This window comes from Serratia sp. JUb9 (assembly GCF_014298095.1).
GTDB lineage: Bacteria > Pseudomonadota > Gammaproteobacteria > Enterobacterales > Enterobacteriaceae > Serratia_B > Serratia_B rhizosphaerae.
Genome location: NZ_CP060416.1, coordinates 1,915,698 through 1,939,425, shown reverse-complemented (window position 1 = coordinate 1,939,425; position 23,728 = coordinate 1,915,698). Strand labels below are relative to the sequence as shown.

27 protein-coding genes are annotated in these 23,728 nt (G+C 57.7%); 16 read left to right on the top strand and 11 right to left on the bottom strand.

Annotated features, from left to right (window positions below; translation table 11 throughout):
• Positions 1-90 precede the first annotated feature (90 nt).
• Positions 91-1,506 (top strand): pyridoxal-dependent decarboxylase, encoded by a 1,416-nt coding sequence (locus HF675_RS09145; RefSeq protein WP_187044461.1) that lies wholly within the window; start codon positions 91-93, stop codon positions 1,504-1,506.
• Here HF675_RS09145 and HF675_RS09140 read toward each other — a convergent pair.
• Positions 1,493-2,230, bottom strand: coding sequence for a GNAT family N-acetyltransferase (locus tag HF675_RS09140; protein ID WP_187044460.1), 738 nt, complete (start codon positions 2,228-2,230; stop codon positions 1,493-1,495). The two genes, HF675_RS09145 and HF675_RS09140, sit on opposite strands and share 14 nt — an antisense overlap.
• 722 nt (positions 2,231-2,952) lie before the next feature.
• On the opposite strand from HF675_RS09140, the gene rcsA reads away from it, so the two are divergent.
• A complete protein-coding gene (gene rcsA / locus HF675_RS09135) occupies positions 2,953-3,585 on the top strand; it encodes a transcriptional regulator RcsA (protein ID WP_105231680.1) in 633 nt (210 codons plus the stop codon).
• Between the two features lie 236 nt (positions 3,586-3,821).
• On the opposite strand, the gene dsrB is transcribed toward rcsA, so the two are convergent.
• A complete protein-coding gene (dsrB, locus tag HF675_RS09130) occupies positions 3,822-4,022 on the bottom strand; it encodes a protein DsrB (RefSeq protein ID WP_105231681.1) in 201 nt (66 codons plus the stop codon).
• A 485-nt stretch (positions 4,023-4,507) separates the two neighbouring features.
• Here dsrB and HF675_RS09125 point away from each other — a divergent pair, with 485 nt between their 5' ends.
• The gene (locus HF675_RS09125) at positions 4,508-5,212 is read left to right on the top strand and encodes a hypothetical protein (RefSeq protein WP_105231720.1); all 705 of its coding nucleotides are present in this window, start codon (positions 4,508-4,510) and stop codon (positions 5,210-5,212) included.
• Positions 5,209-5,640: a hypothetical protein gene (locus HF675_RS09120; RefSeq protein ID WP_187044459.1), complete on the top strand. Its 432-nt coding sequence runs from the start codon at positions 5,209-5,211 to the stop codon at positions 5,638-5,640. Before HF675_RS09125 ends, HF675_RS09120 begins: the two co-directional genes overlap by 4 nt.
• A 178-nt stretch (positions 5,641-5,818) precedes the next feature.
• Here HF675_RS09120 and cspE read toward each other — a convergent pair whose 3' ends face one another.
• Positions 5,819-6,031 carry a transcription antiterminator/RNA stability regulator CspE gene (cspE, locus tag HF675_RS09115; protein WP_015672942.1) on the bottom strand — a complete coding sequence of 71 codons (213 nt, stop codon included), beginning with the start codon at positions 6,029-6,031 and terminating at the stop codon, positions 5,819-5,821.
• An 809-nt stretch (positions 6,032-6,840) separates the two neighbouring features.
• Here cspE and HF675_RS09110 point away from each other — a divergent pair.
• Both HF675_RS09110 and HF675_RS09105 read left to right on the top strand, forming a co-directional pair.
• Positions 6,841-7,050 carry a hypothetical protein gene (locus HF675_RS09110; RefSeq protein WP_105231722.1) on the top strand — a complete coding sequence of 70 codons (210 nt, stop codon included), beginning with the start codon at positions 6,841-6,843 and terminating at the stop codon, positions 7,048-7,050.
• A 161-nt stretch (positions 7,051-7,211) separates the two neighbouring features.
• Complete coding sequence (locus HF675_RS09105; protein WP_187044458.1) at positions 7,212-8,216, top strand: NAD(P)H-quinone oxidoreductase; 1,005 nt, start codon at positions 7,212-7,214, stop codon at positions 8,214-8,216.
• A 31-nt stretch (positions 8,217-8,247) separates the two neighbouring features.
• Here the strand turns inward: HF675_RS09105 and HF675_RS09100 are convergent, their stop codons facing one another.
• The 4 genes from HF675_RS09100 to HF675_RS09085 all read right to left on the bottom strand — a co-directional run bounded on the left by HF675_RS09100 (position 8,248) and on the right by HF675_RS09085 (position 10,520).
• A complete protein-coding gene (locus tag HF675_RS09100; protein WP_105231724.1) occupies positions 8,248-9,330 on the bottom strand; it encodes an endonuclease/exonuclease/phosphatase family protein in 1,083 nt (360 codons plus the stop codon).
• Positions 9,331-9,551: 221 nt separating this feature from the next.
• Positions 9,552-9,956 (bottom strand): YidB family protein, encoded by a 405-nt coding sequence (locus tag HF675_RS09095; protein WP_187044457.1) that lies wholly within the window; start codon positions 9,954-9,956, stop codon positions 9,552-9,554.
• 102 nt (positions 9,957-10,058) lie between these two features.
• Positions 10,059-10,307 carry a GlsB/YeaQ/YmgE family stress response membrane protein gene (locus HF675_RS09090; RefSeq protein WP_054307869.1) on the bottom strand — a complete coding sequence of 83 codons (249 nt, stop codon included), beginning with the start codon at positions 10,305-10,307 and terminating at the stop codon, positions 10,059-10,061.
• A 15-nt stretch (positions 10,308-10,322) separates the two neighbouring features.
• A complete protein-coding gene (locus tag HF675_RS09085) occupies positions 10,323-10,520 on the bottom strand; it encodes a DUF883 family protein (RefSeq protein WP_105231726.1) in 198 nt (65 codons plus the stop codon).
• Positions 10,521-10,861: 341 nt separating this feature from the next.
• Between HF675_RS09085 and HF675_RS09080 the strand changes: the two genes are divergently transcribed.
• The gene (locus HF675_RS09080; RefSeq protein ID WP_187044456.1) at positions 10,862-11,782 is read left to right on the top strand and encodes a Kdo(2)-lipid IV(A) acyltransferase; all 921 of its coding nucleotides are present in this window, start codon (positions 10,862-10,864) and stop codon (positions 11,780-11,782) included.
• Here the strand turns inward: HF675_RS09080 and HF675_RS09075 are convergent.
• The gene (locus HF675_RS09075) at positions 11,779-12,696 is read right to left on the bottom strand and encodes a LysR family transcriptional regulator (protein WP_105233421.1); all 918 of its coding nucleotides are present in this window, start codon (positions 12,694-12,696) and stop codon (positions 11,779-11,781) included. The two genes, HF675_RS09080 and HF675_RS09075, sit on opposite strands and share 4 nt — an antisense overlap.
• Before the next feature lie 59 nt (positions 12,697-12,755).
• The gene (locus HF675_RS09070) at positions 12,756-13,529 is read right to left on the bottom strand and encodes an SDR family oxidoreductase (RefSeq protein ID WP_187044455.1); all 774 of its coding nucleotides are present in this window, start codon (positions 13,527-13,529) and stop codon (positions 12,756-12,758) included.
• A 253-nt stretch (positions 13,530-13,782) separates the two neighbouring features.
• Here HF675_RS09070 and HF675_RS09065 point away from each other — a divergent pair, with 253 nt between their 5' ends.
• The gene (locus tag HF675_RS09065; protein ID WP_105231729.1) at positions 13,783-14,202 is read left to right on the top strand and encodes a VOC family protein; all 420 of its coding nucleotides are present in this window, start codon (positions 13,783-13,785) and stop codon (positions 14,200-14,202) included.
• 22 nt (positions 14,203-14,224) lie between these two features.
• On the opposite strand, the gene HF675_RS09060 is transcribed toward HF675_RS09065, so the two are convergent.
• Positions 14,225-14,419, bottom strand: a complete 195-nt coding sequence (locus tag HF675_RS09060; protein WP_105231730.1) for a hypothetical protein — start codon at positions 14,417-14,419, stop codon at positions 14,225-14,227.
• 146 nt (positions 14,420-14,565) lie between these two features.
• On the opposite strand from HF675_RS09060, the gene HF675_RS09055 reads away from it, so the two are divergent.
• A complete protein-coding gene (locus HF675_RS09055; RefSeq protein WP_105231731.1) occupies positions 14,566-16,104 on the top strand; it encodes a GGDEF domain-containing protein in 1,539 nt (512 codons plus the stop codon).
• Between the two features lie 56 nt (positions 16,105-16,160).
• Here the strand turns inward: HF675_RS09055 and paaZ are convergent, their stop codons facing one another.
• Positions 16,161-18,239 (bottom strand): phenylacetic acid degradation bifunctional protein PaaZ, encoded by a 2,079-nt coding sequence (gene paaZ, locus HF675_RS09050; protein WP_105231732.1) that lies wholly within the window; start codon positions 18,237-18,239, stop codon positions 16,161-16,163.
• A gap of 319 nt (positions 18,240-18,558) precedes the next feature.
• Here paaZ and paaA point away from each other — a divergent pair, with 319 nt between their 5' ends.
• From paaA to paaG, 7 genes are read left to right on the top strand one after another with little or no spacing between them, the layout of a single operon-like run.
• On the top strand, positions 18,559-19,497 hold the full coding sequence (gene paaA, locus HF675_RS09045; RefSeq protein WP_111736826.1) for a 1,2-phenylacetyl-CoA epoxidase subunit PaaA: 939 nt from the start codon (positions 18,559-18,561) through the stop codon (positions 19,495-19,497).
• A 15-nt stretch (positions 19,498-19,512) separates the two neighbouring features.
• A complete protein-coding gene (paaB, locus tag HF675_RS09040; protein ID WP_105231734.1) occupies positions 19,513-19,800 on the top strand; it encodes a 1,2-phenylacetyl-CoA epoxidase subunit PaaB in 288 nt (95 codons plus the stop codon).
• 7 nt (positions 19,801-19,807) lie between these two features.
• Positions 19,808-20,566: a 1,2-phenylacetyl-CoA epoxidase subunit PaaC gene (gene paaC, locus HF675_RS09035; RefSeq protein ID WP_105231735.1), complete on the top strand. Its 759-nt coding sequence runs from the start codon at positions 19,808-19,810 to the stop codon at positions 20,564-20,566.
• Between the two features lie 11 nt (positions 20,567-20,577).
• Complete coding sequence (gene paaD, locus HF675_RS09030; RefSeq protein ID WP_187044454.1) at positions 20,578-21,075, top strand: 1,2-phenylacetyl-CoA epoxidase subunit PaaD; 498 nt, start codon at positions 20,578-20,580, stop codon at positions 21,073-21,075.
• Between the two features lie 14 nt (positions 21,076-21,089).
• Complete coding sequence (gene paaE, locus HF675_RS09025; protein ID WP_105231737.1) at positions 21,090-22,148, top strand: 1,2-phenylacetyl-CoA epoxidase subunit PaaE; 1,059 nt, start codon at positions 21,090-21,092, stop codon at positions 22,146-22,148.
• A gap of 9 nt (positions 22,149-22,157) precedes the next feature.
• Positions 22,158-22,931, top strand: a complete 774-nt coding sequence (gene paaF / locus HF675_RS09020) for a 2,3-dehydroadipyl-CoA hydratase PaaF (RefSeq protein WP_105231738.1) — start codon at positions 22,158-22,160, stop codon at positions 22,929-22,931.
• Positions 22,932-22,934: 3 nt separating this feature from the next.
• Entirely contained in the window at positions 22,935-23,726 is a 792-nt protein-coding gene (paaG, locus tag HF675_RS09015) for a 2-(1,2-epoxy-1,2-dihydrophenyl)acetyl-CoA isomerase PaaG (protein ID WP_105231739.1), read from the top strand.
• The last annotated feature ends 2 nt before the right edge of the window (positions 23,727-23,728 follow it).

The following is a 23,728-nucleotide window of genomic DNA, read 5'->3' as shown; positions in this document are numbered from 1 at the left end:
ATCCAAAAGCGTCATTCTTTCTCGATTTTCACCGGCTGACAACCTGTTTACTCTACGCTTAACACTCTCCACTCTGACCCGGAGCCGATAATGCACCCAACGCTGCAACAAGATTTAACCCGCTTTCCACTGATCCTTGATCACACCCGCCGGCTGGCAGAAACCTTTCTGGCCGGCCTGAATGAACGCCCCGTCTGCCCGCCGGCGGCAGCGCAGCAACTCAAGCCCGGCGACGATCGCTTATCTGCAGAGGGCGTAGGCGCCCAGGCTGCGCTGGAGCACTTTTGGCAACATTATGCCGACGGCCTTTCCGCCAGCGCCGGACCACGTTACTTTGGTTTTGTCACCGGCGGCGCCACGCCCGCCGCGCTGGCCGGCGACTGGCTGGTTAGCGTTTTCGACCAAAACAGCCTGCTCAGCCATGACACGGTAGCCGCCGCCATCGAGCTGGCAGCGATTGAACAGCTAAAAAGTTTACTCGGCCTGCCGAAGACATTCAGCGGCAGCCTGGTCAGCGGCGCAACGATGGCCAATTTTTGCGGACTGGCGATTGGCCGCCAATGGCTGGGCGCCCAGCGCGGCATCAACGTGGCGCAGCAGGGCGTGGCGGCGCTGGGCGCGGTGCAGGTGTTGGCCGCCAGCCCCCACTCCAGCAGTGAGAAAGCGCTCGGCATGCTGGGCATCGGCCGTGATGCTCTGGTGCCTATCGCCCCCCTGCCGGATTCGGAAGCCATCGACCCCGATGCGCTGGCGCGCCATCTGGCCGCACACCCGGCCACGCCGACCATCGTACTGGCCAGCGCCGGTACGGTGAATACCACGGCGTTCGACAATATTTCCCGTCTGCTGGCGCTGCGCGAACGCTACGGGTTCTGGTTGCATGTCGATGCGGCATTCGGCGGCGTCGCCGCCTGCTCCCCCGCCTACGCCCCATTACTGGAAGGCTGGCAACAGGCGGATTCCATCACCGTCGATGCCCATAAATGGCTGAACGTGCCCTATGACAGCGCCATCCAGTTTACCCGTCATTTGGCGTTGCAGATGCAGGTGTTCCAGAACGTGTCGGCTTATATGGAAGCGCCGGCCCTGCGCCCGGATCATTACCTGCACCTGACGCCCGAAAACTCAAGGCGCTTTCGCGCGCTGCCGCTGTGGATGGCGCTGAAAGCCTATGGCCGCGATGGTATACGCGATATGGTTGAACGCAATATCTTGCTGGCTAAACAGTTGGGCGATGGCCTGACGGCCAGTGAGGGATTCTGTCTGCTGGCGCCGGTCAACCTTAACGTGGTGTGTTTCGCACTGACGGGAATCAGCAGCGACGCAGAAGCGGAGCGCGATAACTTTTTGGCGCGGCTCGATCGGCACGGCATTATACGCTGTACCGCCACCCACTATCAGGGCCAGCCGGCGATCCGCGCCGCGCTGGTTAACTGGATGACCGAAGAAAGCGATATCGCACTGGCGCTGGATTCGTTGCGGGCATGCCGGTTTACAGCGAACTGACTACGGCAGAATGGTCTGCATGCCACGTGGAAAACGCCTGCAGCCGCTGCCTTTGCCGGCCATCATCGTCAATGTTGCCGGCAGCGAGCCAGGCGTTAAAGGCAGCACGACGCTGCGGCCACTCATGGTCCAGCATTGACAGCCAGTCGGTATCCCGGTTGCGCCCCTTAACCACCACGGCCTGGCGGAAGGTGCCTTCCAAGCTAAAGCCAAAGCGTAGTGCCGCCGCACGCGACGGCGCATTAAGCTGGTCGCATTTCCACTCGCAGCGGCGATAGCCCAGATCGTCAAAGACGTGACGCAGCATCAGAAAAATCGCTTCGCTGCCGCTCGCCTGGCGCTGCATCCGCGGCGACCAGTTGATCATGCCCAGTTCAACCACGCCATTGGCCCGGTCAATACGCATAAAAGCGCAGGTGCCAAGCGCTCTGCCGCTGCGCTGATCGATCACCGTCATGGTTTTTCGATCGCCGGCCTGAGCCTGGCTTTGCAGATAACGGGTAAATTCATCCGGCGTTTGCGGACGTTCATAGGGAAGGTAAGTCCAGTCGCGCCCATCTTCAGCCAGTTGATAGGCTTGAAACAGCGCTGCGGCATCGCGCTGGATATCCAGCGGCTCCAGCCGGCAAAAACGCCCGGACAGCGTCTGTGCTCCCGGTTCTCCGGCTGGCTGCCACGCGGGTAACGCATCGCCGACACATTGACCAAACAGGTTATTCCCCATCGTCGTTGACCTCTCCCAGTAAATTGGTTAGCTCAAGCAAACTAAGCGGAACGCCCATAGGACGCAAGCGCTACGCAGAAAATTTCGCCGGCAATAGTTCAGAAAAACCAATAGGTAGGTATTCCCTCGTCACTTTTCCATTAACGAATCATCAACAAAGCGCTAATTCTTTGTTCCATATCGCATTGCGGAACGAAAAATACACCGAAAATATTAAAAAAATGTGACAAGCAAAGAAGCGCAATGATACAAAATGAAAAGATTACCATTCTCAACAATACGATGAGCCATGCTAACATAGTGAATTATAGGAATTTTCCCCTACAAACAACGATCGGGAAGGCAAAATGCGCATAAAAAATGGACGGTTATCAGTCAAAAAAACAACACATGAATTTTTTTTAAGAATTTTCCTAGCAATCTGAAATTTAAAATCGTGACATGATAAACAGACTCAATGAACAGGCGAGCGGTGCTTAAGATGCCTTAGGCTGTAGAGCATGTGTGGTGCTCTGGAGGCATTGGTGAAGCCTTGTGCTGACTTAAGCCAAACTTATGAATTCATCTGTTTGATAAGGTTAGTCAGAAAATATCATTGAGCCGTTTCGCTTTTGTTGGTAGAACATTCTTAATTAGTGATATTTTGATTTTTTTGCCTTTTTGGCTTTCAGGCTTTTTCTCATTATTACCGCGGTAAAACGGATTTAAGTGGGGGTGCAACTATGCCAACGATCATCATGGACTCATGCAGCTATACGCGATTGGGTCTAACGGATTACCTGACATCGAACGGTGTGAAAAAACGGCAAATAAACGCCGCGACCGACATTGATAATCTGCACGAAAAGTGCACACGTTTGAAACCCAGTCTGGTATTTATTAACGAAGACTGTTTCATCCATGAGAGCAACGCAACGGAACGCATTAAACGGGTGATCTCACTACATCCGGATACGCTGTTCTTCATCTTTATGGCCATCACCAATGTGCATTTTGACGATTACTTATATGTTCGTAAAAATGTCATCATCTCGTCAAAATCCATCAAACCGGAGACGATGAACCAGCTGTTGAGCCACTACCTGGAACGCAAGCCGGCAACCCGCTCTGAAAAAACCGCTCTCGATCAAACGCCGGTCACGCTAAGCCAAACCGAATCGAATATGTTGCGTATGTGGATGTCTGGGCAAGGTACAATCCAGATCTCCGACCAGATGCAAATTAAAGCAAAAACGGTCTCTTCTCATAAAGGGAATATCAAGCGCAAGATTAAAACGCATAATAAACAGATCATCTATCACGTGGTGCGTTTAACCGATACGCTGACCAGCGGAATATTTGTTAATAGCCGCTAATGGCGAGAATATCACCGCAACAATCGGCGATAAGCAGGTTTAAATAACCATCAGATTACGTATAGCAACGTATTTCGCCACTAAATATGAAACGCCTGACTGCGACATTTTTTGCCGCAGCGGGTTATTCATTTTTATCGCCGCCTGTGCTGACATACGGATACGCAAGTTATCATTACGCAGAGTGAAAATAACCGACAAAACTACTTTCCGGCCAGCACAACTGGTCAGCGCAGCTAATATTTTTCCGGATTGCGCGGCTCAACGAAGGTGCCGTCACGGCTGTCGATTTCATTGAAGAACCACACGCCAGCCGGGTAATCCTCCAGCGCCACCAGATACATCGTCCCCTCATTAAAAACTTCCACCGCCAGAATGGTTCCCTCGCGCCGTGGGCCGCCGTCGGTCTTCACCGTTACCGCATCGTTGACTTTCATCGCTAACTCTCCTCATTCGTTGCTCTCAGTGTATAACACCGTGCGCCACTGCCTGGCATCCGGCCACTATTTTATCTGTCGCCGTGACTTTTCGCATTCTTAACACTCTGCCAGCAGAATCTTACACCGCCGGCAGGTAGTCTGTATCACGGTATCTCCCCCCAGAGAGGTGCCTGCAAATGAAGAAGTAACAAGGAACTTTTGCCCGCCGGCACCGGCGGGCTTTTTTTCATCGGCAAATCTCATTTTCAAACCCGGCAACGCCCACATTAATCATAATAAAAACAAATAGTTCTACAACACCTTAAATGATTATCGTAGCGCAACGGATACATACTGGTGCAGATATACAGGCAGCAGATATGTTGCTACGGTGCAGTCAAAAAATTGTGATGTCGTCGTATAAAATTGAGATGTGAGGGAATTGATAAGCACCATTCCATCCGGTTACATTGAACGTACAATGGAATAAAAGGATGCCAAGGATGAGCAAAAGGTCAGACATCATTGATGGTTCGCAAGCCCCTTTCCAAAATAGAGGCTTAGTTTATACGGAAGTACTTGGATGGGTGGATCTTGGACATGCACAAGGTACAGATATTCGTTATCTCCTGAATAAAATTGCGCAAGGAGAAGCATCGGGGAAAGAGTTTTACGATGTCACGTATTCTCAGGGCATGACATCACGATGGGGCCTTGTTCGCTCAGGGAAGGTAATGACGTGGCAGGTCAAACATGGCCGCCACGATTATGAACAGAAAAGCATCGCTCTGGCGATGATGATGTCGATGGCATTAAGATTTGAGTCGTTCCAAAGCTCATTTCCTAATAATCTGGTGACCGACAGCGGATTCAGTGGTGAAGATCTGGTCTCTGACCTGTTAGGGTTTTATCGCGTAGTATCTGTCCATAACCCTTTCCACCTGTTACGTCCAGTCAGTAAAGCAAAAGCCCTAAGGCGCTGGGATCATTATGGCAAAATCGGCAATTGGAAAAACAAGACGTTTCTGCCCCTCCTGTTCCCCGATCCAGAAAAATTCCCTAACGCTAAACCGTATAAAAGCGTTCTTCCCTCGTTTATGCGTACGGTCGTTCCTTATAGCGATTTTCAGTCTGGGAACGTGATGCTTCCCCAGCATGATAAAACCTTTATAGTTTTAGGTGCCGACAACAACAGGAGTGGTCTGTGAGAAAAAGTGTAGCTGTAGCGATGGGCGTAATATTAGCCGCCGGTATGGTACTGACAGCGGTCTTGCCATACGTGAAGATGGAATTTGCCAGCAGCGCCCACTATACCGAACAAGATACGCGGGAGTATGAATATTACACACCGGACCTGCTAAAAAAAATACCAAAAATTTCAAAAAATTATGAGTTTAATTATAGCAATATCAGTGGTCCGCAGGCGTTTGTATTTGGTATACAGTTCAACGGCACAACCGATACCAGCAAGATTCGCGACTACCTGACTTCTGAAGGTTATGAGCCACAGAAGCAATGCCAGACAGAAGCTGAATGCTGGCGCTCTCCACACAGCAAAGATGTCGTATCTTTTTATCAATCAACGGAATTAAATTTAGTGAGTGTCGAAATTTATCGCAGTGAGTATACCGAGTAACCACGGTGAAGCAGGGGTTGGATTCGACTTCCCAAGTTTACAGGCTTGGCCTGCAGGCGATCGATTGGTTATGCGAAGCGCCACTAGAGAGGTGCTCATCATCCAACAAAAAATCTTTTCCACCAAACACAAAAAAACCCGCCTTGGCGGGTTTTTAGTTAATCAGCGTGGATGCCGATTAGATAGCGGTAACGTTAGCCGCAGATGGACCTTTAGCGCCGTTCTCGATAGAGAACTGAACGTCCTGGCCTTCAGCCAGAGTTTTGAAGCCGTTACCCTGGATTGCAGAGAAGTGTACGAACACGTCTTTGCTGCCGTCTGCAGGAGTGATGAAACCAAAACCTTTAGACTCGTTGAACCACTTCACTTGACCTTTGATCATGTTGGACATGTCGATTTCCTTTAATAAAATATGTTAGCCGCCATCGGCAGCGTTAAATAGCCGGTTATCAGTTACTTATGGAGGCACCGGAAAGGAAATTCGTCAAAGAAGGCTATCAGGGATAACGCTCTAAAATTGAACTACTTTACTCAAAATGTCGTGCATAAATAGGTCTGTACCACAGGCCAACTGCATTAACGCACGATGGGCATTTAATAGCAACTCTTTTCGTCATTGACGACGCCAAAGAACATCATTTGTTCATATTTCACGCCTTATGCGCGTTTTTAGCGCACTGTTCGTTATTTTTACAGATATATTGCCGACGACTGCTTTCAGAGTTATCCCTATATCGTCTCACCGAACAAGACCATAAAATAATAATAAGTTCACCACTCCTCCTGGTGATGGACACTACAAGCTGTGTTGTAAATTTTATGCGCCTCCCTATAGGCGCTTTTTTTTATCCCCGTATCCCGGCCCCGCGCTTCAGGAATCTTCTCATTGCTGTTCAGAGTGACTTCCGTCACAAATATGCCCCTTCCAGGGCACTTTACCGAGGTCACGTTATGGCGACTGAATACTTACTACTCTTGGCCGGTTTGGCTGGCGTCTCAGGCTTTGCGATGTATAAACACTTCAAAAACGTTAGAAAAAGCAGTTTGGTGCGTCCAAACGACCGTTAATCGATGAATAACCGGGGAAACGCCCCGGTTTGCCTCCCCCGCCGACGGTAACATTACCGTCACACCGTCGTCACAATAAAGCCATATTATAGTGAGCGCCCTATCCTTATCGGTTTATTCCAGGGATCGTCTATGGCTACAATAAAAGCAGTTAACCATCAGCAGGCGGAAACGTTAATCCGCTCCGGCACGGCGAAAAAAATTGAGCTGGCGTACGATATCGGCAGCGATGATTTCTTTCAGCTCGCCAGTTTATGGTGCGATCGCGGCGCCAAAATCACCAAGGGAAAAGAACACTTCGTTGTTTCATTGAAAGGATTCCGCATTCCTCCCAATGATTAATCCTACGCCGCCTTCCGGCGGCGCTTTCCTCGCCTCAGGCGTCCATCGCCCTTTCTTCTACATCCACCGCGCCGGCTTGCGGTAACATTCTTATCATGATGTAACGTAACGCTTATCTACACTGAGAGAGTAGCGTCACCCCATTCAATAAGGAGAACCGCATGACCGTCACACACCTGCCCGAGCAGATGCGCGTTATTGAGATTACCGCCGCCGGCGGCCCGGAAATGCTGCAGCCCGCCCAGCGCCCGCTGCCTGTGCTGGCGCAGGGCGAAATACTGGTGAAGGTTGCCGCCGCAGGGGTTAACCGCCCGGATGTGCTGCAGCGGCGTGGACACTATGCGCCGCCGCCGGGCGCATCCGATATCCCGGGATTGGAAATCGCCGGGGAAGTGGTCGCCGTCGGCGAGGGCGTCCAGCACTATGCGCTCGGCGACAGCGTCTGCGCCCTGATCGCCGGCGGCGGCTATGCCGAATACTGCAAGGTGCATGAAAGCAATGCGCTGCCGGTTCCCAAAGGCTTCAGCATGGCTGAAGCCGCTGCCATTCCGGAGACCTTCTTCACCGTCTGGGTGAACGTCTTTCAGCGCGGCCACCTGCAGGCCGGTGAAACTGTTCTGCTCCACGGCGGCACTTCCGGGATCGGCACGGTCGCCACCCTGCTGGCCAAAGCGTTTTGCGCCCATGTGATCACCACCGTCGGTTCAGAAGAAAAACGGGCGGCCAGCCTGGCGCTCGGCGCCGATGTGGCGATCAACTACCGCACGGAAGACTTCGTCGAACAGACGATGAAAGCGACCAACGGTAAGGGCGCCAACGTGATTGTCGATCTGATCGCCGGAGAGTACCTGGCGAAAAACTATCAGGCGGCGGCGATGGAGGGGCGCATTGTGCAAATCGGCACCCAAAACGGCGTGGTGAAAGAGCTCAACCTGATGCCGCTGCTGCTGAAGCGCCTGACGCATACCGGCTCCACCTTACGCGCGCGCAGCGTGCAGGATAAAGCGCAAATCGCCGCCGACCTGCAGCAAAAAGTCTGGCCGCTGCTGGAGCGCGGCGCCATCAAACCGCAAATCTTTCAGACCTTCCCGCTGGCGCAGGCGGACGAAGCGCACCGGCTAATGGAATCCAGCGCGCACATCGGCAAGATTATGCTCACCCTATAACCCTTGCCCCGCCCTGAGGTGGGGCAAGGCATCAGGCGCCGGGGGCGTGGACGTCCGCCGGCGTGGCGTCGGTGCTGGCCAGTTTCTCCTGAGCCAGCGCCTCATCCTCGCTCTCCCGCTGCAGGCTCTCTTGCTGTGCGCCCTTCTTCGGCGAGTACACCAGTTCGGCCATGATCGGGAAGTGGTCAGAGCCAATCGAGGGCAGGCGACGCAGGCTGCCCAGCACAAAATCATCGCTGTGAAAAACGTGGTCCAGCGGCCAGCGTAAAAACGGATAGCCGGCATGGAAGGTGCTGTACATGCCGCGACCGCGGCGCGGATCAAGCAGCCCACTGATTTTCAGGAATAACCGCGTGGTGGTGGACCAGGCGACATCGTTCAGATCGCCGGTGACGATCACCGGCGTTTTGGCATCGACCACGCTTTTTCCCACCAGCACCAGTTCTGCATCGCGGTCTTCCGATTCATCATTCTCCGTCGGGCTGGGCGGCATCGGGTGTACGCAGTGCAAGCGCACCTGCGGCCCGTTATCCAGTTGTACCAGCATATGCATCGACGGAATCTCCTTATCCACCAGATACTGAATCTCTGCGTCGACAAGCGGCAGGCGCGAATAGACGTGCATGCCGTATAGGTTGTCCTGCGGGCATTTCAGCGTATAGGGATAATCCTGTTCCAGCGGCGCCAGCTGTTGCTCCCACCAGCCGTCGGTTTCCACCGCCACCAGCACGTCCGGCCGCTCTGACGCCGCCAGCGCCAGCAGCTTTTCCGCATGGCGGTTCGGCGTCAGCACATTGGCGACCAGTATGCGCACGCGCGGCTTTTTCTCATAACCGGTAAAATCCAGCACCTGCGGCTTGCTCAGCGGCGTATAAGGATAAATCCAGCGCGCCTGATAAATCACACAGGCCAGATTGACTACCGCCAGGCCCCAAACCCACGGCGATGACCAGGGCAGCAGCGTCACATTCAGCAACAGCGTCAATAACGCCAGCGCCAGTATCTGCAAACGGGGGAAATCCCATACGCGGACCCACCAGGCCGGATGCGTTGAAATCGGCGCAATAGTCACCAACGCCAGTAAACACGTCAGTATTGAGATAATCCCTGTCACGCAACGTTCCTCTTTTTTAGTTAATCGTCGGCGGATTTACGCACCGACCTGCCGCACACATCTATGCGGCAGCCAAAAGGTTGCCACAAACGACCTTGTTTCCGCCAGCGGCGGTGCAAGGAATATTTTGCGTATAAAGCGAGGAAATTCTGTAAACCGTCTGCGGCGCAGACGCGGATGGCAGGAGAGAAACATGCCCCGGCAAACCGGGGCATCAAGGCTTAGCTGAACAGTTTACCGACGTAGTTGGCCAGTTCGTCCTGTTTCACTTCACCGTTTGGCGAGGCTTTATCCGCCAGCGTCGGCAGCAGCTGCGCCACGGTTTCAGACGTCTGGTTGCTGTCAACGCCCAATTTGGCGGCCAGCTGCGCAATCGCATCGCTGCCCAGCGCCTGCTGAACGTGGTCGCCGCTGATGGCCTGGTTTTCACCGTTGCCCAGCCAGGAACCGACAATATCGCCCAGCTGTCCCTGCTGCAGTTTGTTCAGGATTGCCTGCAAACCACCCTGCTGCTCAACCCACTGCAGAATGGCCGCGATATCGATCCCGCCTTTACCGCCATTACCCAATGCATTACCCAGCACGTTGCCTAAAACATTGCCTAATGCGCCATCTAACAAACCCATAGTATTCCCCTTCTCAGATCGCCGGCCATACGCCGGGCGATCGTCACCTGTAATTAAACGAAAAAGGGCCGCCGTGGGCGACCCTCATTGATCAGCACCGGATTAGCTTCTGATCTTTCTGTAGACAAAAAGCACCACCAGGGCACCGATCACGGCAACCACAAAGCTGCCCAGGTTAAAGCCATCGACGCGGCCCATACCGAAGAAGGTACTGATCCAACCGCCGACAACTGCACCGATAATACCCAGGATGATGGTCATGATAAAACCGCCGCCATCTTTGCCCGGCATAATCCACTTAGCCAGAATACCGGCGATTAAACCAAAAATAATCCAAGAAATGATGCCCATTTATACTCTCCCTATTTACTTTTTGCCTAAAAGGAAACCGACGACCAGTCCAACAACGGCGCCGGCGCCAACCCCAGCCCACGGGTTGTCTTTTACATAACGACAAGAACAATCGACAGCGTCCTTCACACAGGCGCGCACTTCACATGCGCACCCTCTGGCGCTGCCGCATGCCGATTCTACACGATCTTTACTGTCATTTTTAACAAACATTTCAATTCCTTAGCATAACATAATCTGGAAGCCCCGCATCACACCGCGTGTGAGCGCGTCTTTCCGCCTTATGTTTCACCTGCTCCGCCGCCCGCATACGCCGCCGGCAGCGACAGGGTGCCCAACGAAACGACGCGTTTGCACTTTATTACTATAGTCAAAAATCAGCGCGTTACCTATTTCACATCATCTGAATCGTCGGGCGGATTCACGCGCCCCTGACGTCAGGCGTGCAATGGCATTAAAGGGAAAAAGTCGATCGGTTGATTCAAATTATATTATTATCATTCACCAAATCCATCTTTGAGAAAAAACACGTAACAGCAGGAAGTTGAAAGCAAATGTTATTAAGCCCAACTTTTGAGCGCTCTTTCTTGCGCCCTCGATACTGGCTGCTTTGGATCGGTCTCGGCATACTCTATTTGTTAGTTCTTCTCCCCTACCCGCTTATTTATCGCCTCGGCCATCTGCTCGGCAGAATCGCCAAACGCTTTATGCCGCGTCGGGTAAAAATAGCCCGACGGAATCTGGAACTGTGCTTCCCCGACATGCCCGCAGCGGAACGCGAAGCCCTGGTGACCCACAACTTTGAGTCGGTCGGCATGGGTCTGTTTGAGGTCGGCATGGCCTGGTTCTGGCCCGACTGGCGGATTTCCCGCTGGTTTGCCGTCAGCGGCCTGGAAAATATGCAAAAAGCGCGCGAAAACGGCAGGGGCGTCCTGCTGATCGGCATGCATTTCCTGACGCTGGAACTGGGCGCACGCATCTTCGGCATGCAGAACCCGGGCATCGGCGTGCATCGCCCGCATAACAACAAGCTGATGGAGTATGTACAGACCTGGGGCCGCCTGCGCTCCAACAAATACATGATCGACCGTAAGGACGTAAAAGGCATGATTCGCTGTCTGAAACAGGGCGAAATCATCTGGTACGCGCCGGACCATGACTATGGCCGGCAGAGCAGCGTGTTTGTGCCGTTTTTTGCCGTGCCGAACGCCGCCACCACCACCGGCACCTATCTGCTGGCGCGCATGGGCCGGCCCGCCATCGTACCTTTCGTGCCGCGCCGTCTGCCGCACGCCAAAGGTTATGAGCTGATTATTCAGCCGCCGCTGGACAATTTTCCGCTGGATGACGACACCAAAGCGGCCGCCTACATGAATAAAGTGGTAGAGGAGCAGGTTTTACTCGCCCCTGACCAGTACATGTGGCTGCACCGCCGTTTCAAGACGCGCCCCGCAGGCGAAGCGTCCCTTTACTAGTTTGCTGATTGCGCCGTTTCACAAAAAGGCGCAATCAGCCGGCTAAACCAGTCCGCAAAGGCGCTGAAACGCGCCGTGCGCTGGCGACGGTGCGGATACAGCAGCGCAAGATTCATCGCAGGCGCGCGCGCCTGCGGTAAGACTTCCACCAACTGTCCGGCATCCAGATAGTGCTGCACGTCAAAACGCGGGATTTGAATCAGCCCCATCCCTGCCAGACAGCAGCCGATGTAGTTTTCTGCATTATTCACCGTCACCCGGCTGGGCAGCGCTTTCTCCTGCGCCGCGCCATCCTGTCGCCACTGCCAGACGTTCGCGGTCATCAAATTCGGCTGAGCATAGCCCACCACCCAATGCGCAGTCAGCTGTTCGGTTCGCAGCGGAACGCCCTGCCGCTGCAGATACGCCGGGCTGGCGCAGTTGATCATGCCCAGTTGCCCCAGGCTCTGGCCGATCAGGCTACTGTCGTGCAGCTCGCCGACCCGCACAACGCAGTCCACGCCTTCCTGCACCAGATCGATATGGCGATCGCTGGAACTGAGAAACAGTTGAATATCGGGGTAACGGGTAAAGAAGTCCGGCAGCGCCGGCACGATGATGCGCCGCGCAATGCGGCTGGGCACATCCACCGTCAGACGGCCGCCGATCGACGCATCCGGCGGCAGAAAAAGCCGATCCAGCGCCGCCATCTCATCCAGCAACATGCGCGCGCGTTCCAGCAGGCGCTCGCCGTCGCTGGTCAGCTGCACCCGCCGCGTGGTGCGGTGGAACAGCCGGGCGCCCATCTCGCTTTCCAACTGTTGGATCGCCGAGGACACCGTAGTTTTCGGCATCAGCATGATTTCCGATGCGCGCACAAAACTGCCCACTTCGGCGACCTGGATAAATACCCGCAGTCTCCCTATTTTATCCACCGGCGCCTCACGCTGCGGCTGCGGCGTCACGCCGCAGCCAGGTTGAACGATATCGTCAATTAACGGGTAGTATAGCCGCCGTTGGCGAACAGCGTTTGCCCGGTGATCCACCAACCGTCGGTCACCAGGAATTTCACGATCGGCGCAATATCTTCAATATCGGTCAGGCCGGTTTTGGAGAACTTGCTCAATGCCGCCGCGCTGCGGTGATAGGCTACCGCTTCCTCGCTTTCTTGCCCGTAGAAGAACGGCGTATCCATAGGGCCAGGACCGATGGCATTGACGCTGATTCCCCGCTCGCCGAACTCTTTCGAGGCGGCGCGGGTGAAGTGCTCTACCGGCGCCTTACTGCCGGGATACACCGCATAAAACGGCGTATAGGCCGCCAGCAGCGAACTGACAATGGTGACAATCCGGCCGTTATCCGCCAGATGTTTCCCCGCCTGCTGAATAAAGAAGAACGCCGCCTTGGCATTCACGTCAAAGCTGGTGTCGTAATCCGCCTCGGTCACTTCGGCGATCGGCTTTTTAATCACCAACCCGGCGGTATTGATCGCGATATCCACCTTGCCGAACGCGCTCACCGCCTCTTCAAACAGCCGGGCGACGTTGTCCGGCCGGGAAAGGTCGCCCTGTACGGCGATCGCCTGCGCGCCTGCGGCCTTGACCGCCGCCAGCGTCTCTTCCGCCGCCGGGCGGCTGCTGTCGCTGTTATAGTGCACCACGACCGCCGCCGCGCCGTTTTGCGCCAGATCGCGCGCCACCAGGCCGCCCAGGTTCTTCGCCCCGCCGGCGATCAGGACCACTTTGCCATCAAGAGATTGACTTCCCATAACCATAAACTCCTTTAGTGAAGGTGCCGTTGAGTATAGGAAGTCTTATCGCGCAGATAATCAGCGAAAATCGGGATGCACTGTCCCGCTTTTTCGTTTAATCATGGCAAATGCGCAGAGCGTGATCCCCCGCCCGATCTTCTCCCTGCCAGCCGCTACACTAACCAATCACGCTCTGCAACAGTTGCCGGGCGTAACCATTTTATCAGCGCCCTCAGGCGGTGGGGGCTGAAGATAATCCGAGGGCAATACCATGCAGATTCAACCCTATCTGTTCTTTAACGGTAACTGCGAACAGGCGATTAATTTTTATGTCGAGCAACTGGGCGCCAGGCTGGAAATGCTGATGCGCTATAAAGATCTGCCCGCCGAGGCGAAACAGGACGACATGCCGGAGGTAGACCCGCAGGCGGTAATGCACGCGCACCTGCTGATTGGCGACGGCGCGCTGATGGCTTCCGACGGCTGCCCGCAGGAAGACGGCGACAACGGCGCGCACCGGGGCTACTCGCTGTCGCTGAACCCCAGCAGCGTGGAGCAAGGTAAAGAAATTTTTAACAAACTGGCGCAGGGCGGCACTGTCACCATGCCTTTTCAGCCTACGTTCTGGGCCAAAGGTTTCGGCATGCTGACCGACCAGTTCGGCGTCAACTGGATGATTAACGTGGAATAAGCCCATAGGCCTGCAGCGGGCGTCAGCGCGAGTGATGCCAGCTGTAGGCCGCCATGGCGAACAGCACAAACAGCAGCGTAAACAGCAGCAGCGCCAGCCGCCAGTAAGGCGATTGCCGCCGGCGCACGGCGATAGCCATCATCACGGCCAGCGCTCCCAGCGTCAGCGGATAATAGACCGACAACGTCAACAGCGTAATGATAATGTAGTCCGACACCTTGTCCCCCTTCCTGTATTAATCAGTTAACTTGTACTAAATTTATTCCTTCCACGTCCGCCCGTTCATTCGGCCGGCGGGCAGGTTTCAACGCGCATCGCCCAACGTTTTGTTCGCATTAATCACTACCCGAAAATCAGGATGATATGACGCCACCGTCCTCAGAGTCAGCAAAGTCCAGAACTTCGCCGTTGCTGTTTCAAGCCGCCGTGTTCGTGGTGATCGTCGTCGTTACGCTGATCGTGTTTAACGTCTGGCAGAGCTGGCATGCCCGCAAACTCGATCTGCAAAGTGCGGATAACGGCACCTCTAATCTGGCGCGCTCGCTGGCGCAGCATGCCTACGACACCTTCAAGCAGGTGGATAACGGCCTGCTGGATTTGAAAGAACGCGCCGAACACGACGGATTTGGCGCTCCGCAACAGCGTCGCCTGCAAAAAGTGATGCATGACCAGGTCACCAATTCGCCGCAGCTGCACGGCAGCTTTATCTTTGACGCGCAGGGGCGCTGGGTGGTGACCTCGTTCGGCCTGACCGGCGCCCACGCCAATAACGGCGACCGCGCCTATTTCCAATATCATAAGAACCACAACAATAATAACTTCTATATTGGCAAAGTAATCCGCAGCCGCTCCACCGACGATCTGGTGATCCCCATCTCACGCCGGCTTAACCACCCGGACGGCAGCTTTGCCGGCGTGGTGCTGTCGACGCTGTATGTCGATTATTTCCGCAACTTTTACGATGACTTCGCCCTTGAGGACAACGATGCGCTCAGCCTGCTGCTGGCGGACGGCACCATTTTGTACCGCCGCCCTTACGCGCCGAATAACATCGGCAAGAACGTCGCCCTCGGGGTGCTGTTCCGGCAGATTCTGCCGTATTCGGCGTTCGGCAACGCCACGCTGGTGTCGCAGTTTGACGGCGTGGAGCGTATTTACGGCTACTCCCGCGTACCGCATTACCCGCTGGTGATCGCCGCCGGGCTGTCGAAACACGATGTACTGAGCAGTTGGCGCAAGGACACCGGCCTGTTCGCCCTCGGCGGCGGCATACTGCTGGCGATATTGCTGGCGCTGGGCATGGCGCTGATCCGGCAAATCAACCACAGCCTGCAGACGGAGGCGGAACTGGTGCGCACCCGCGATCAGCTTACGCAGATGAACCAGACGCTGGAGGAGCTGGCGCTGCTGGACGGCCTGACCGGGCTAGCCAACCGCCGCCGCTTCGATATGGCGCTGGCCAACCATATCAATCACGCCGTACGCTATCAGCGCGATCTGGCGCTGCTGATCCTGGATATCGACTATTTCAAACAGTACAACGACATCTACGGCCACGTCGCCGGCGACCGCTGCCTGCAGCAGATCGGCCGGCTGCTGAAAGAGATGCCTAACCGCGTCGGCGATCTGATCGCGCGCTACGGCGGTGAAGAGCTGACGATCATCCTGCCGGATACCGATCTGGCAGAGGCGATGAGCTGCGCCAAACGGGTGCTGGCGCATGTGCGTCGGCTGCAAATCCCTCACGAAGGCAGCCCGCTGGGCCTGATTACCGTCAGCATCGGCGTCGCCATTCAGGCTCCCGGCGACGCCGACAGCACGCCGGTCGCGCTGATCAAACAGGCGGATGCGGCGCTCTATCAGGCCAAGAAAAACGGTAAGAACCAGGTGTGTCACGCCTGAGGCGGCGCCAATAACAACGGGGCCACAACGGCCCCGCGTAAGGAGAGAAGCGGCGCTTACTGCGCCTCTTGCTGCGGGAAGTCGCCCTGCTGCCGCGCCACCAGCGTTAAAATGCTGTACAGCGCCACCGCCTGCTGATGCTGATTCAGCACCTGCACATCCCACACCACCACGCCGTGCGGCCTATCCTCCGCACTTTTCTGCGGCTTGCGGATCTTTTTCTTGCAGGTCAGCCGCACCTGAATGGTGTCGCCGATCTTCACCGGCTCGATAAAGCGCAGATTTTCCATGCCGTAGTTGGCGATCACCGGCCCGACGCCCGGGTCGACAAACAGCCCCGCCGCCGCGGAAACCACAAAGTAGCCATGGGCCACGCGCTCGCCGAACAGCGACTCCGCCGCGCCGAGTTTATCCATATGGGCATAGAAATGGTCACCGCTCAGACAGGCGAAATTGACGATATCCGCCTCGGTGACCGTACGCCGCGCGGTCAGCAGGCTTTCGCCGATCGGCAGCTGTTCAAAATACTTGCGGAACGGATGAACCGGCGATTCCAGCGCCTCGGCGCCGCGCACCCACTCTTGGCCGATCGCCGCCAGCATGCTCGGGCTGCCCTGCAGCGCGGTACGCTGCATATAGTGCTTCACCGCCCGCAGGCCGCCCAGCTCCTCGCCGCCGCCGGCGCGTCCCGGCCCGCCGTGCATCAGCATCGGCAGCGGCGAGCCGTGGCCGGTGGACTCTTCCGCCGCCGCACGGTCCAGCACCAGCATCCGTCCATGGGCGCAGGCGGCGGCGCGGATAAAGCGCGTCGCCACGGCGGCATCGGCGGTGACCAGCGAGCCGGCCAGGCTGCCTTGCCCCAGCAGCGCCAGCTCAATCGCCTGCTCGCCGCTGTCGTACGGCATCAGCGTAGCGACCGGGCCAAAGGCCTCAATATCGTGCACCGCGCTGTTACGCAGCGGCTCGGCGCAGTACAACAGAGTTGGCGGGTAGAATGCGCCCTGGCGATCGTCATCGCCCTGCGCGCTGAATGACTGCAGGCTGGCGCCGCATAGCGGTTCACAACCGTTGTGCAGCAGCAGTTCAACTTTCTGCTGCACATCATCCCGCTGCTCCAGGCTGACCAGCGCCCCCATCCTGACCTGCTCCAGCCGCGGGTCGCCAACCTTCACCGCGGCCAGGCGCTGCAACAGCGCCTGTTTCACCGCCTCAACCTGCGTCGCCGGCACCATCACCCGGCGGATGGCGGTACATTTCTGCCCCGCCTTGCTGGTCATCTCACGGCAGACTTCTTTAATAAACAGCGCAAACTCCGGCATCTCCGGCGTCACGTCCTCTCCCAGCACGCAGCAGTTCAGCGAGTCGGCCTCCATGGTGAACGAAATCGATTTTTCCAGCAGCCGCGGGTGGGCGCGCAGTTGCCGGCCGGTCTGCGCCGAGCCGGTAAAGGTCACCGCATCCTGATAGTCCAGATGGTCAAACAGATCGCCGACGCCGCCGCAAATCAGCTGCAGCGCCCCGTCCGGCACCAGACCGCTGTCGATAATCAGCTGCACCATCGCCTGCGTCAGCTGCGCGCTGGCGGTGGCGGGTTTCACAATCGCCGGCATACCGGCCAGCCAGGTCGGAGCCAGTTTTTCCAGCATGCCCCAGCAGGGAAAGTTGAAGGCGTTGATATGCAGCGCCACGCCGGGGCGCGAGGTCAACACGTGACGCGCCATAAACTGGCCCTGTTTCGATAACGGAATCGGCTCGTCTTCCGGCCACAGCGTGTCGTCCGGCAGCTCGCGCCCGGCCAGGCCGGCGTAGGCAAACAGCGTAGCGATGCCGCCTTCAATATCCACCCAGCCGTCGCTGCGCGTCGCGCCGGTCTGGTAGGAGATCTCATACAGCGTCTCTTTATGCGCCAGCAGATACTTCGCCACCGCCTTCATCATCTGCGCGCGCTGCTGGAAGGTCATCGCCGCCAGCGCTCGGCCGCCCTGCTCCCGCGCATAGTTCAGGCTGTCGGCCAGCGGCAGCCCCTCAGAGCAAACCTGATACAACGGCTCGCCGGTGAGCGCGTGACGGATCTCGCGAGCCGGCCCCTGGCCGTATAGCCAACGCCCCGAGAGGTAACTGTTCAACTGCTGCATGCGGCTTCTCCTGAATTCATAAAGTGACGTCATAAAGCGTAATTACGTATCACATATTTTCCAGTCATCGCCAAGTTAAAATTTAACAAAAAACAAACAACGGGAGTGTAAAGCTGGCCGTACGTCAGCAGCCGTGCGAATTTACGGCACAAAAAGCAAATATAAATCAATAAAATAAGAAAATTAGTTGTGAGGGCCGTCGCAAAACCCTAATAACCTTGTTTGATCTTTAGGTTATCAACTTGTAGCTTTATGGTTATTAAAGTGATTCACATTTTTATTGTTCACTTTAAAAATACGAATCATCAATGAGGTAACCATGACCACCGACGCACAACATCAGCAGCATTTCGACGCCAAGCTGGCCGCCGATATCTCCATCGAGGCCAAAGACTGGATGCCGGACGCCTACCGGCAAAACCTGATCCGTCAGATCGGCCAGCACGCGCATTCGGAAGTGATTGGCATGCTGCCGGAAGCCAACTGGCTGACCCGCGCCCCGACCCTGCGGCGCAAAGCGGTGCTGCTGGCCAAGGTGCAAGACGAAGCCGGCCACGGCCTCTACCTGTACAGCGCCGCCGAAACGCTGGGCTGTTCGCGTCAGGACATCTACCAAAAGATGCTCGACGGCAAGATGAAATACTCCTCCATTTTTAACTACCCGACGCTGAACTGGGCCGACGTCGGCGTGATCGGCTGGCTGGTCGACGGCGCGGCCATCGTCAATCAGGTGGCGCTGTGCCGCGCCTCTTACGGCCCGTATGCCCGTTCAATGGTGAAAATCTGTAAAGAGGAGAGCTTCCACCAGCGTCAGGGCTATGAGGCGGTGATGGCGCTGGCGCACGGCAGCGAACAGCAAAAGGCCATGCTGCAGGACGCCATTAACCGTTTCTGGTGGCCGGTGCTGATGATGTTCGGCCCCAGCGACAACGACTCTCCGCACAGCGCGCAGAGCATGGCATGGAAAATCAAACGCCACAGCAACGACGAGCTGCGGCAGAAGTTTGTCGACAACACCGTTCCACAGCTGGAAGCGCTGGGCATGACCGCCCCCGATGCGGATCTGGCCTGGGATGAGGCCAGCGGCCACTACCGCTTCGGCAACATCGACTGGAGCGAGCTGTTCCAGGTGATCAAGGGCCAGGGCCAGTGCAACCACGAACGCCTGCAGGCCAAGCGTCAGGCTTGGGAAAACGGCGCCTGGGTGCGCGAAGGCGCCATGGCGCATGCCGAAAAAAACCGCACGCGAGCGGCTTAACAAGAGGATTCTTCCATGACTCACGCCGAATGGCCGCTGTATGAAGTATTTATCCGCAGCAAACAAGGGCTGGCGCATCGTCACGTCGGCAGCCTGCATGCCGCCGACGACCGGATGGCGCTGGAAAATGCCCGCGACGCCTACACCCGGCGTAACGAAGGCTGTTCCATCTGGGTGGTGCAGTCCTGCCACCTGATCGCCTCGCAGGCCGAAGACCGCGACGCCTTTTTCGATCCGTCGGAGGACAAAATCTACCGCCACCCGACGTTTTACACCATTCCCGACGGCATCAAGAACATGTGAGGCGGCCATGACGCAACGCGATCCCCGTATTACCTATCTTTTGCGTCAGGGCGATACGCCGCTGATTCTGGCGCAGCGCCTGTGCGCCTGGTGCGGCCACGCGCCGGAGCTGGAGATCGATCTGGCGCTGGCGAATATCGGCCTCGATCTGCTCGGCCAGGCGCGCAATATCCTCAGCTACGCCGCGACGCTGATCGGCCCCGAATGCAGTGAAGACCAGTTGGCCTTCGGTCGCGACGAGCGCGAATTCCATAACCTGCTGCTGGCCGAACAGCCAAACGGCGGCTTCAACGATACACTGGTGCGCCAGTTCCTGCTGGATGCCTACCACCTGCTGCTGCAGCGCGAACTCAGCCGCAGCCGCGATCCGCAGCTGGCGGCCATCGCCGCCAAATCGCTGAAAGAAGCGGAATACCATCTGCGCTTCAGCCAGGGCTGGATGATCCGCCTCGGCGACGGCAGCGAAACCAGCCATCAAAAAATTCAGCAGTCGCTGGATGCGCTGTGGCGCTTTACCGCCGAACTGTTCCACGCCGATGACACCGAGCTGATGCTGGCCGAGCAGGGCATCGCCGCCGATCCGCGTCAGCTGCAGGCGCCGTGGCAGGAACTGGTGAACGATACGCTGCGCCAGGCGACGCTGACGCTGCCGGAGCAGCCGGCGTTCCGCCTCGGCGGCAAACAGGGCCAGCACAGCGAGCACCTCGGTTTTATCCTCGCCGAGATGCAATTCCTGCAGCGCGCCTACCCCAACTGCAACTGGTAGCGAGGTGACTGATGATCCTCCCCCACTTGGAGCCCGCCGAAATCCCGCAGATCTGGCACTGCCTACAGCAGATCAGCGACCCGGAACTGCCGGCGCTGTCGATTACCGATCTGGGCATGGTGCGCAAGGTGGAGCGCGACGGCGACGGCTGGCGCATTATCTTTACGCCAACCTATTCCGGCTGCCCCGCCAGCGAATTTTTGCAGGACGCGATCAAACAGCGGCTGGCCGCCGCCGGTTTCAGCCCGGTGACGGTCGCTACCCAGCTCGATCCCGCCTGGACCACCGACTGGATGAACGCCGACGCGCGCGCCAGGCTGCGCGCCTACGGCGTCGCGCCGCCGCAGGGCCATACCTGCGATAGACCGGACAGCCACGGCCCGGTGCAGTGCCCGCGCTGCGGCAGTGACAATACCGAGAAAATCAGCGAGTTCGGCTCCACCGCCTGCAAAGCGCTCTACCGCTGCTGCGCCTGCCGCGAGCCGTTCGATTATTTCAAATGCATCTAGGAGCGCAGAACATCATGACGGTTTTTCATCGCCTGAATGTCGCCGCTATTGAACGCGAAACGCCGGACGCCGTCGCCATTACCCTGCGCGTGCCCGACGAACTGAAAAGCGCCTACCGCTATACCCCCGGCCAGCACCTGACGCTGAAAGCCAGCCTCGACGGCGAAGAGCTGCGCCGCTGCTACTCCATCTGCAGCGCGCCGCAGGACGGGCTGTTGCAAATCGGCGTCAAGGCCATTCATCAGGGGCGTTTTTCCTCATTTGTCAATCAACGGCTCAAGGTCGGCGACGCGCTGGAGGTGATGGTGCCGCAGGGGCGCTTCGGCTACCAGCCGCAGGCGGAGCGCCACGGCAACTATCTGGCCATCGCCGCCGGCTCCGGCATCACGCCGATGCTGTCGATTATTAAAGCCACGCTGCTGCTGGAACCGGACAGCCAGTTCACGCTGATCTACGGCAACCGCAGCAGTCGCTCGGTGATGTTCAAAGAAGCGCTGTCCGATCTGAAAAACCGCTACCCGCAACGCTTCCAGCCGCTGTACCTGTTCAGCCAGGAGAGTCTGGACAGCCCGCTGCTCAGCGGCCGCATTGACCGCGAACGCCTGCAGGCCATCGGCGCCACGCTGCTCGACTACCGCGACTATCAACATGCGTTTATCTGCGGCCCGGAAGCGATGATGGACGACGCCCACAGCGTACTGGAGCAGGCCGGCATGCCGGCCGGGCGCATCCACAGCGAACGCTTCAACACCAGCGGCGTCAGCGCCAGACCGGCCGATGCCGCCAGCCGCAACGCCACCCGGGTGGCGATTCAGCTCGACGGTCGCCGGCAGGAGATCGACGTTACGGCGCAGGACGACAGCATTCTCGACGCCGCGCTGCGTCAGGGGGCGGACCTGCCCTACGCCTGTAAAGGCGGGGTCTGCGCCACCTGCAAATGCAAGCTTACCGCCGGCGAAGTCGAGATGGGCGTCAACTACAGCCTCGAGCCGGACCAGCTGGCCGCCGGTTACATCCTCAGCTGTCAGTCGTGGCCGAAAGGCGACGGAGTGACGCTGGATTTCGACGTTTAGGAGCCGCCGATGACTACCCCCTGGATATTGCACGAGCGGCAGGGTCGCGTTCTTACCCTGACGCTGCACCGCCCGGAGGCGCGTAACGCGCTCAGCACCCCCTGCCTGCAACAGCTGATCGAACGGCTGGAACAGGCCGAGGCCGACGACGACACCGGCGCGGTGGTGATCGCCGGCGGCGCGCGTTTTTTTGCCGCCGGCGCCGACCTGCGTGAACTGCAGCAGCAAGATCTGCCCGCCACCCTGCGTGACCCGCGCCCGCTGCTGTGGCAGCAATTGGCCCAGTTCAGCAAGCCGCTGCTGGCGGCGGTCAACGGCTATGCGCTCGGCGCCGGCTGCGAGCTGGCGCTGGCCTGCGACATCGTCATCTGCGGCGAAAGCGCCCGCTTCGGCCTGCCGGAAATCACCCTCGGCCTGATGCCGGGCGCCGGCGGCACTCAGCGGCTGATTCGCTGCGTCGGCAAATCCCGCGCCAGCCAGATGGTGCTGAGCGGCGAGGCCATTGATGCCCGCCTGGCGCTGCAGAGCGGACTGGCGAGCGAGGTATGCGTCGACGCGCTGACGCTGGAGCGCACGCAGCAGGTGGCTGCACGTATCGCGCAACAGGCGCCGCTGGCGTTGCGCGCCGCCAAACAGGCGCTGCGCCAGGCGGAGGAAACCGGGCTGACGCAGGGGCTGGCCATGGAGCGCCAGCAGTTTGCCGCGCTGGCCGCCACCGAAGACCGCCGTGAAGGCATTGCCGCCTTCTTCGAAAAACGTACCCCACACTATAAAGGGCGCTGATCCATGGACAACAACCTGATTCTCACTCACCTCGACGCCGGCGTACTGACCATCACGCTGAACCGCCCCGACCGGTTGAACAGCTTTAACGATGAGATGCACCACCAATTGGCGGAAGCGCTGACCCTCGCCGAACGCGACGAGGCGGTGCGCTGCGTCCTGCTGACCGGCGCCGGACGCGGCTTCTGCGCCGGGCAGGATCTGAACGATCGCACCGTCAACGCCGACCAGCAGGCGCCGGACCTCGGCCTGTCGGTCGAGCGTTTCTATAACCCGCTGATCCGCCGTCTGACCGCGCTGCCCAAACCGATCGTCTGCGCGGTGAACGGCGTAGCCGCCGGCGCCGGCGCGGCGCTGGCGATGGCCTGCGATATCGTTATCGCCGCCGACAACGCCAATTTTATCCAATCTTTCTGCAAACTCGGGCTGGTGCCGGACTCCGGCGGCAGCTGGTTCCTGCCGCGTCTGGCAGGCCACGCGCGCGCAATGGGCATGGCGATGCTCGGCGATAAAATCAGCGCCCGTCAGGCGCAGGAGTGGGGCATGATCTGGCAGGTGGTGGACGGCAGCGAACTGGAGGCCCATACCCGGGCGCTGGCGCGCCATCTGGCGACCCAGCCGACCTACGGCCTGGGGCTGATCAAAAAAGCCATCTACAGCGCCGCCACCAACACGCTGGACCAACAGTTGGATCTGGAGCGCGACCTGCAGCGCCTTGGCGGCCGCAGCGACGACTATCGCGAAGGCGTCAGCGCATTCTTCGCCAAACGCCCACCGGTCTTCAGCGGAAAATAATC

Excerpts from the sequence above, each read along its gene's own strand:
- HF675_RS09145 (WP_187044461.1), top strand. The coding sequence starts at position 91 with ATGCACCCAACGCTGCAACAAGATTTAACCCGCTTTCCACTGATCCTT.
- HF675_RS09140 (WP_187044460.1), bottom strand. The coding sequence starts at position 2,230 with ATGGGGAATAACCTGTTTGGTCAATGTGTCGGCGATGCGTTACCCGCG.
- rcsA (WP_105231680.1), top strand. The coding sequence starts at position 2,953 with ATGCCAACGATCATCATGGACTCATGCAGCTATACGCGATTGGGTCTA.
- dsrB (WP_105231681.1), bottom strand. The coding sequence starts at position 4,022 with ATGAAAGTCAACGATGCGGTAACGGTGAAGACCGACGGCGGCCCACGG.
- HF675_RS09125 (WP_105231720.1), top strand. The coding sequence starts at position 4,508 with ATGAGCAAAAGGTCAGACATCATTGATGGTTCGCAAGCCCCTTTCCAA.
- cspE (WP_015672942.1), bottom strand. The coding sequence starts at position 6,031 with ATGTCCAACATGATCAAAGGTCAAGTGAAGTGGTTCAACGAGTCTAAA.
- HF675_RS09110 (WP_105231722.1), top strand. The coding sequence starts at position 6,841 with ATGGCTACAATAAAAGCAGTTAACCATCAGCAGGCGGAAACGTTAATC.
- HF675_RS09105 (WP_187044458.1), top strand. The coding sequence starts at position 7,212 with ATGACCGTCACACACCTGCCCGAGCAGATGCGCGTTATTGAGATTACC.
- HF675_RS09095 (WP_187044457.1), bottom strand. The coding sequence starts at position 9,956 with ATGGGTTTGTTAGATGGCGCATTAGGCAATGTTTTAGGCAACGTGCTG.
- HF675_RS09090 (WP_054307869.1), bottom strand. The coding sequence starts at position 10,307 with ATGGGCATCATTTCTTGGATTATTTTTGGTTTAATCGCCGGTATTCTG.
- HF675_RS09085 (WP_105231726.1), bottom strand. The coding sequence starts at position 10,520 with ATGTTTGTTAAAAATGACAGTAAAGATCGTGTAGAATCGGCATGCGGC.
- HF675_RS09080 (WP_187044456.1), top strand. The coding sequence starts at position 10,862 with ATGTTATTAAGCCCAACTTTTGAGCGCTCTTTCTTGCGCCCTCGATAC.
- HF675_RS09070 (WP_187044455.1), bottom strand. The coding sequence starts at position 13,529 with ATGGGAAGTCAATCTCTTGATGGCAAAGTGGTCCTGATCGCCGGCGGG.
- HF675_RS09065 (WP_105231729.1), top strand. The coding sequence starts at position 13,783 with ATGCAGATTCAACCCTATCTGTTCTTTAACGGTAACTGCGAACAGGCG.
- HF675_RS09055 (WP_105231731.1), top strand. The coding sequence starts at position 14,566 with ATGACGCCACCGTCCTCAGAGTCAGCAAAGTCCAGAACTTCGCCGTTG.
- paaZ (WP_105231732.1), bottom strand. The coding sequence starts at position 18,239 with ATGCAGCAGTTGAACAGTTACCTCTCGGGGCGTTGGCTATACGGCCAG.
- paaA (WP_111736826.1), top strand. The coding sequence starts at position 18,559 with ATGACCACCGACGCACAACATCAGCAGCATTTCGACGCCAAGCTGGCC.
- paaB (WP_105231734.1), top strand. The coding sequence starts at position 19,513 with ATGACTCACGCCGAATGGCCGCTGTATGAAGTATTTATCCGCAGCAAA.
- paaC (WP_105231735.1), top strand. The coding sequence starts at position 19,808 with ATGACGCAACGCGATCCCCGTATTACCTATCTTTTGCGTCAGGGCGAT.
- paaD (WP_187044454.1), top strand. The coding sequence starts at position 20,578 with ATGATCCTCCCCCACTTGGAGCCCGCCGAAATCCCGCAGATCTGGCAC.
- paaE (WP_105231737.1), top strand. The coding sequence starts at position 21,090 with ATGACGGTTTTTCATCGCCTGAATGTCGCCGCTATTGAACGCGAAACG.
- paaF (WP_105231738.1), top strand. The coding sequence starts at position 22,158 with ATGACTACCCCCTGGATATTGCACGAGCGGCAGGGTCGCGTTCTTACC.
- paaG (WP_105231739.1), top strand. The coding sequence starts at position 22,935 with ATGGACAACAACCTGATTCTCACTCACCTCGACGCCGGCGTACTGACC.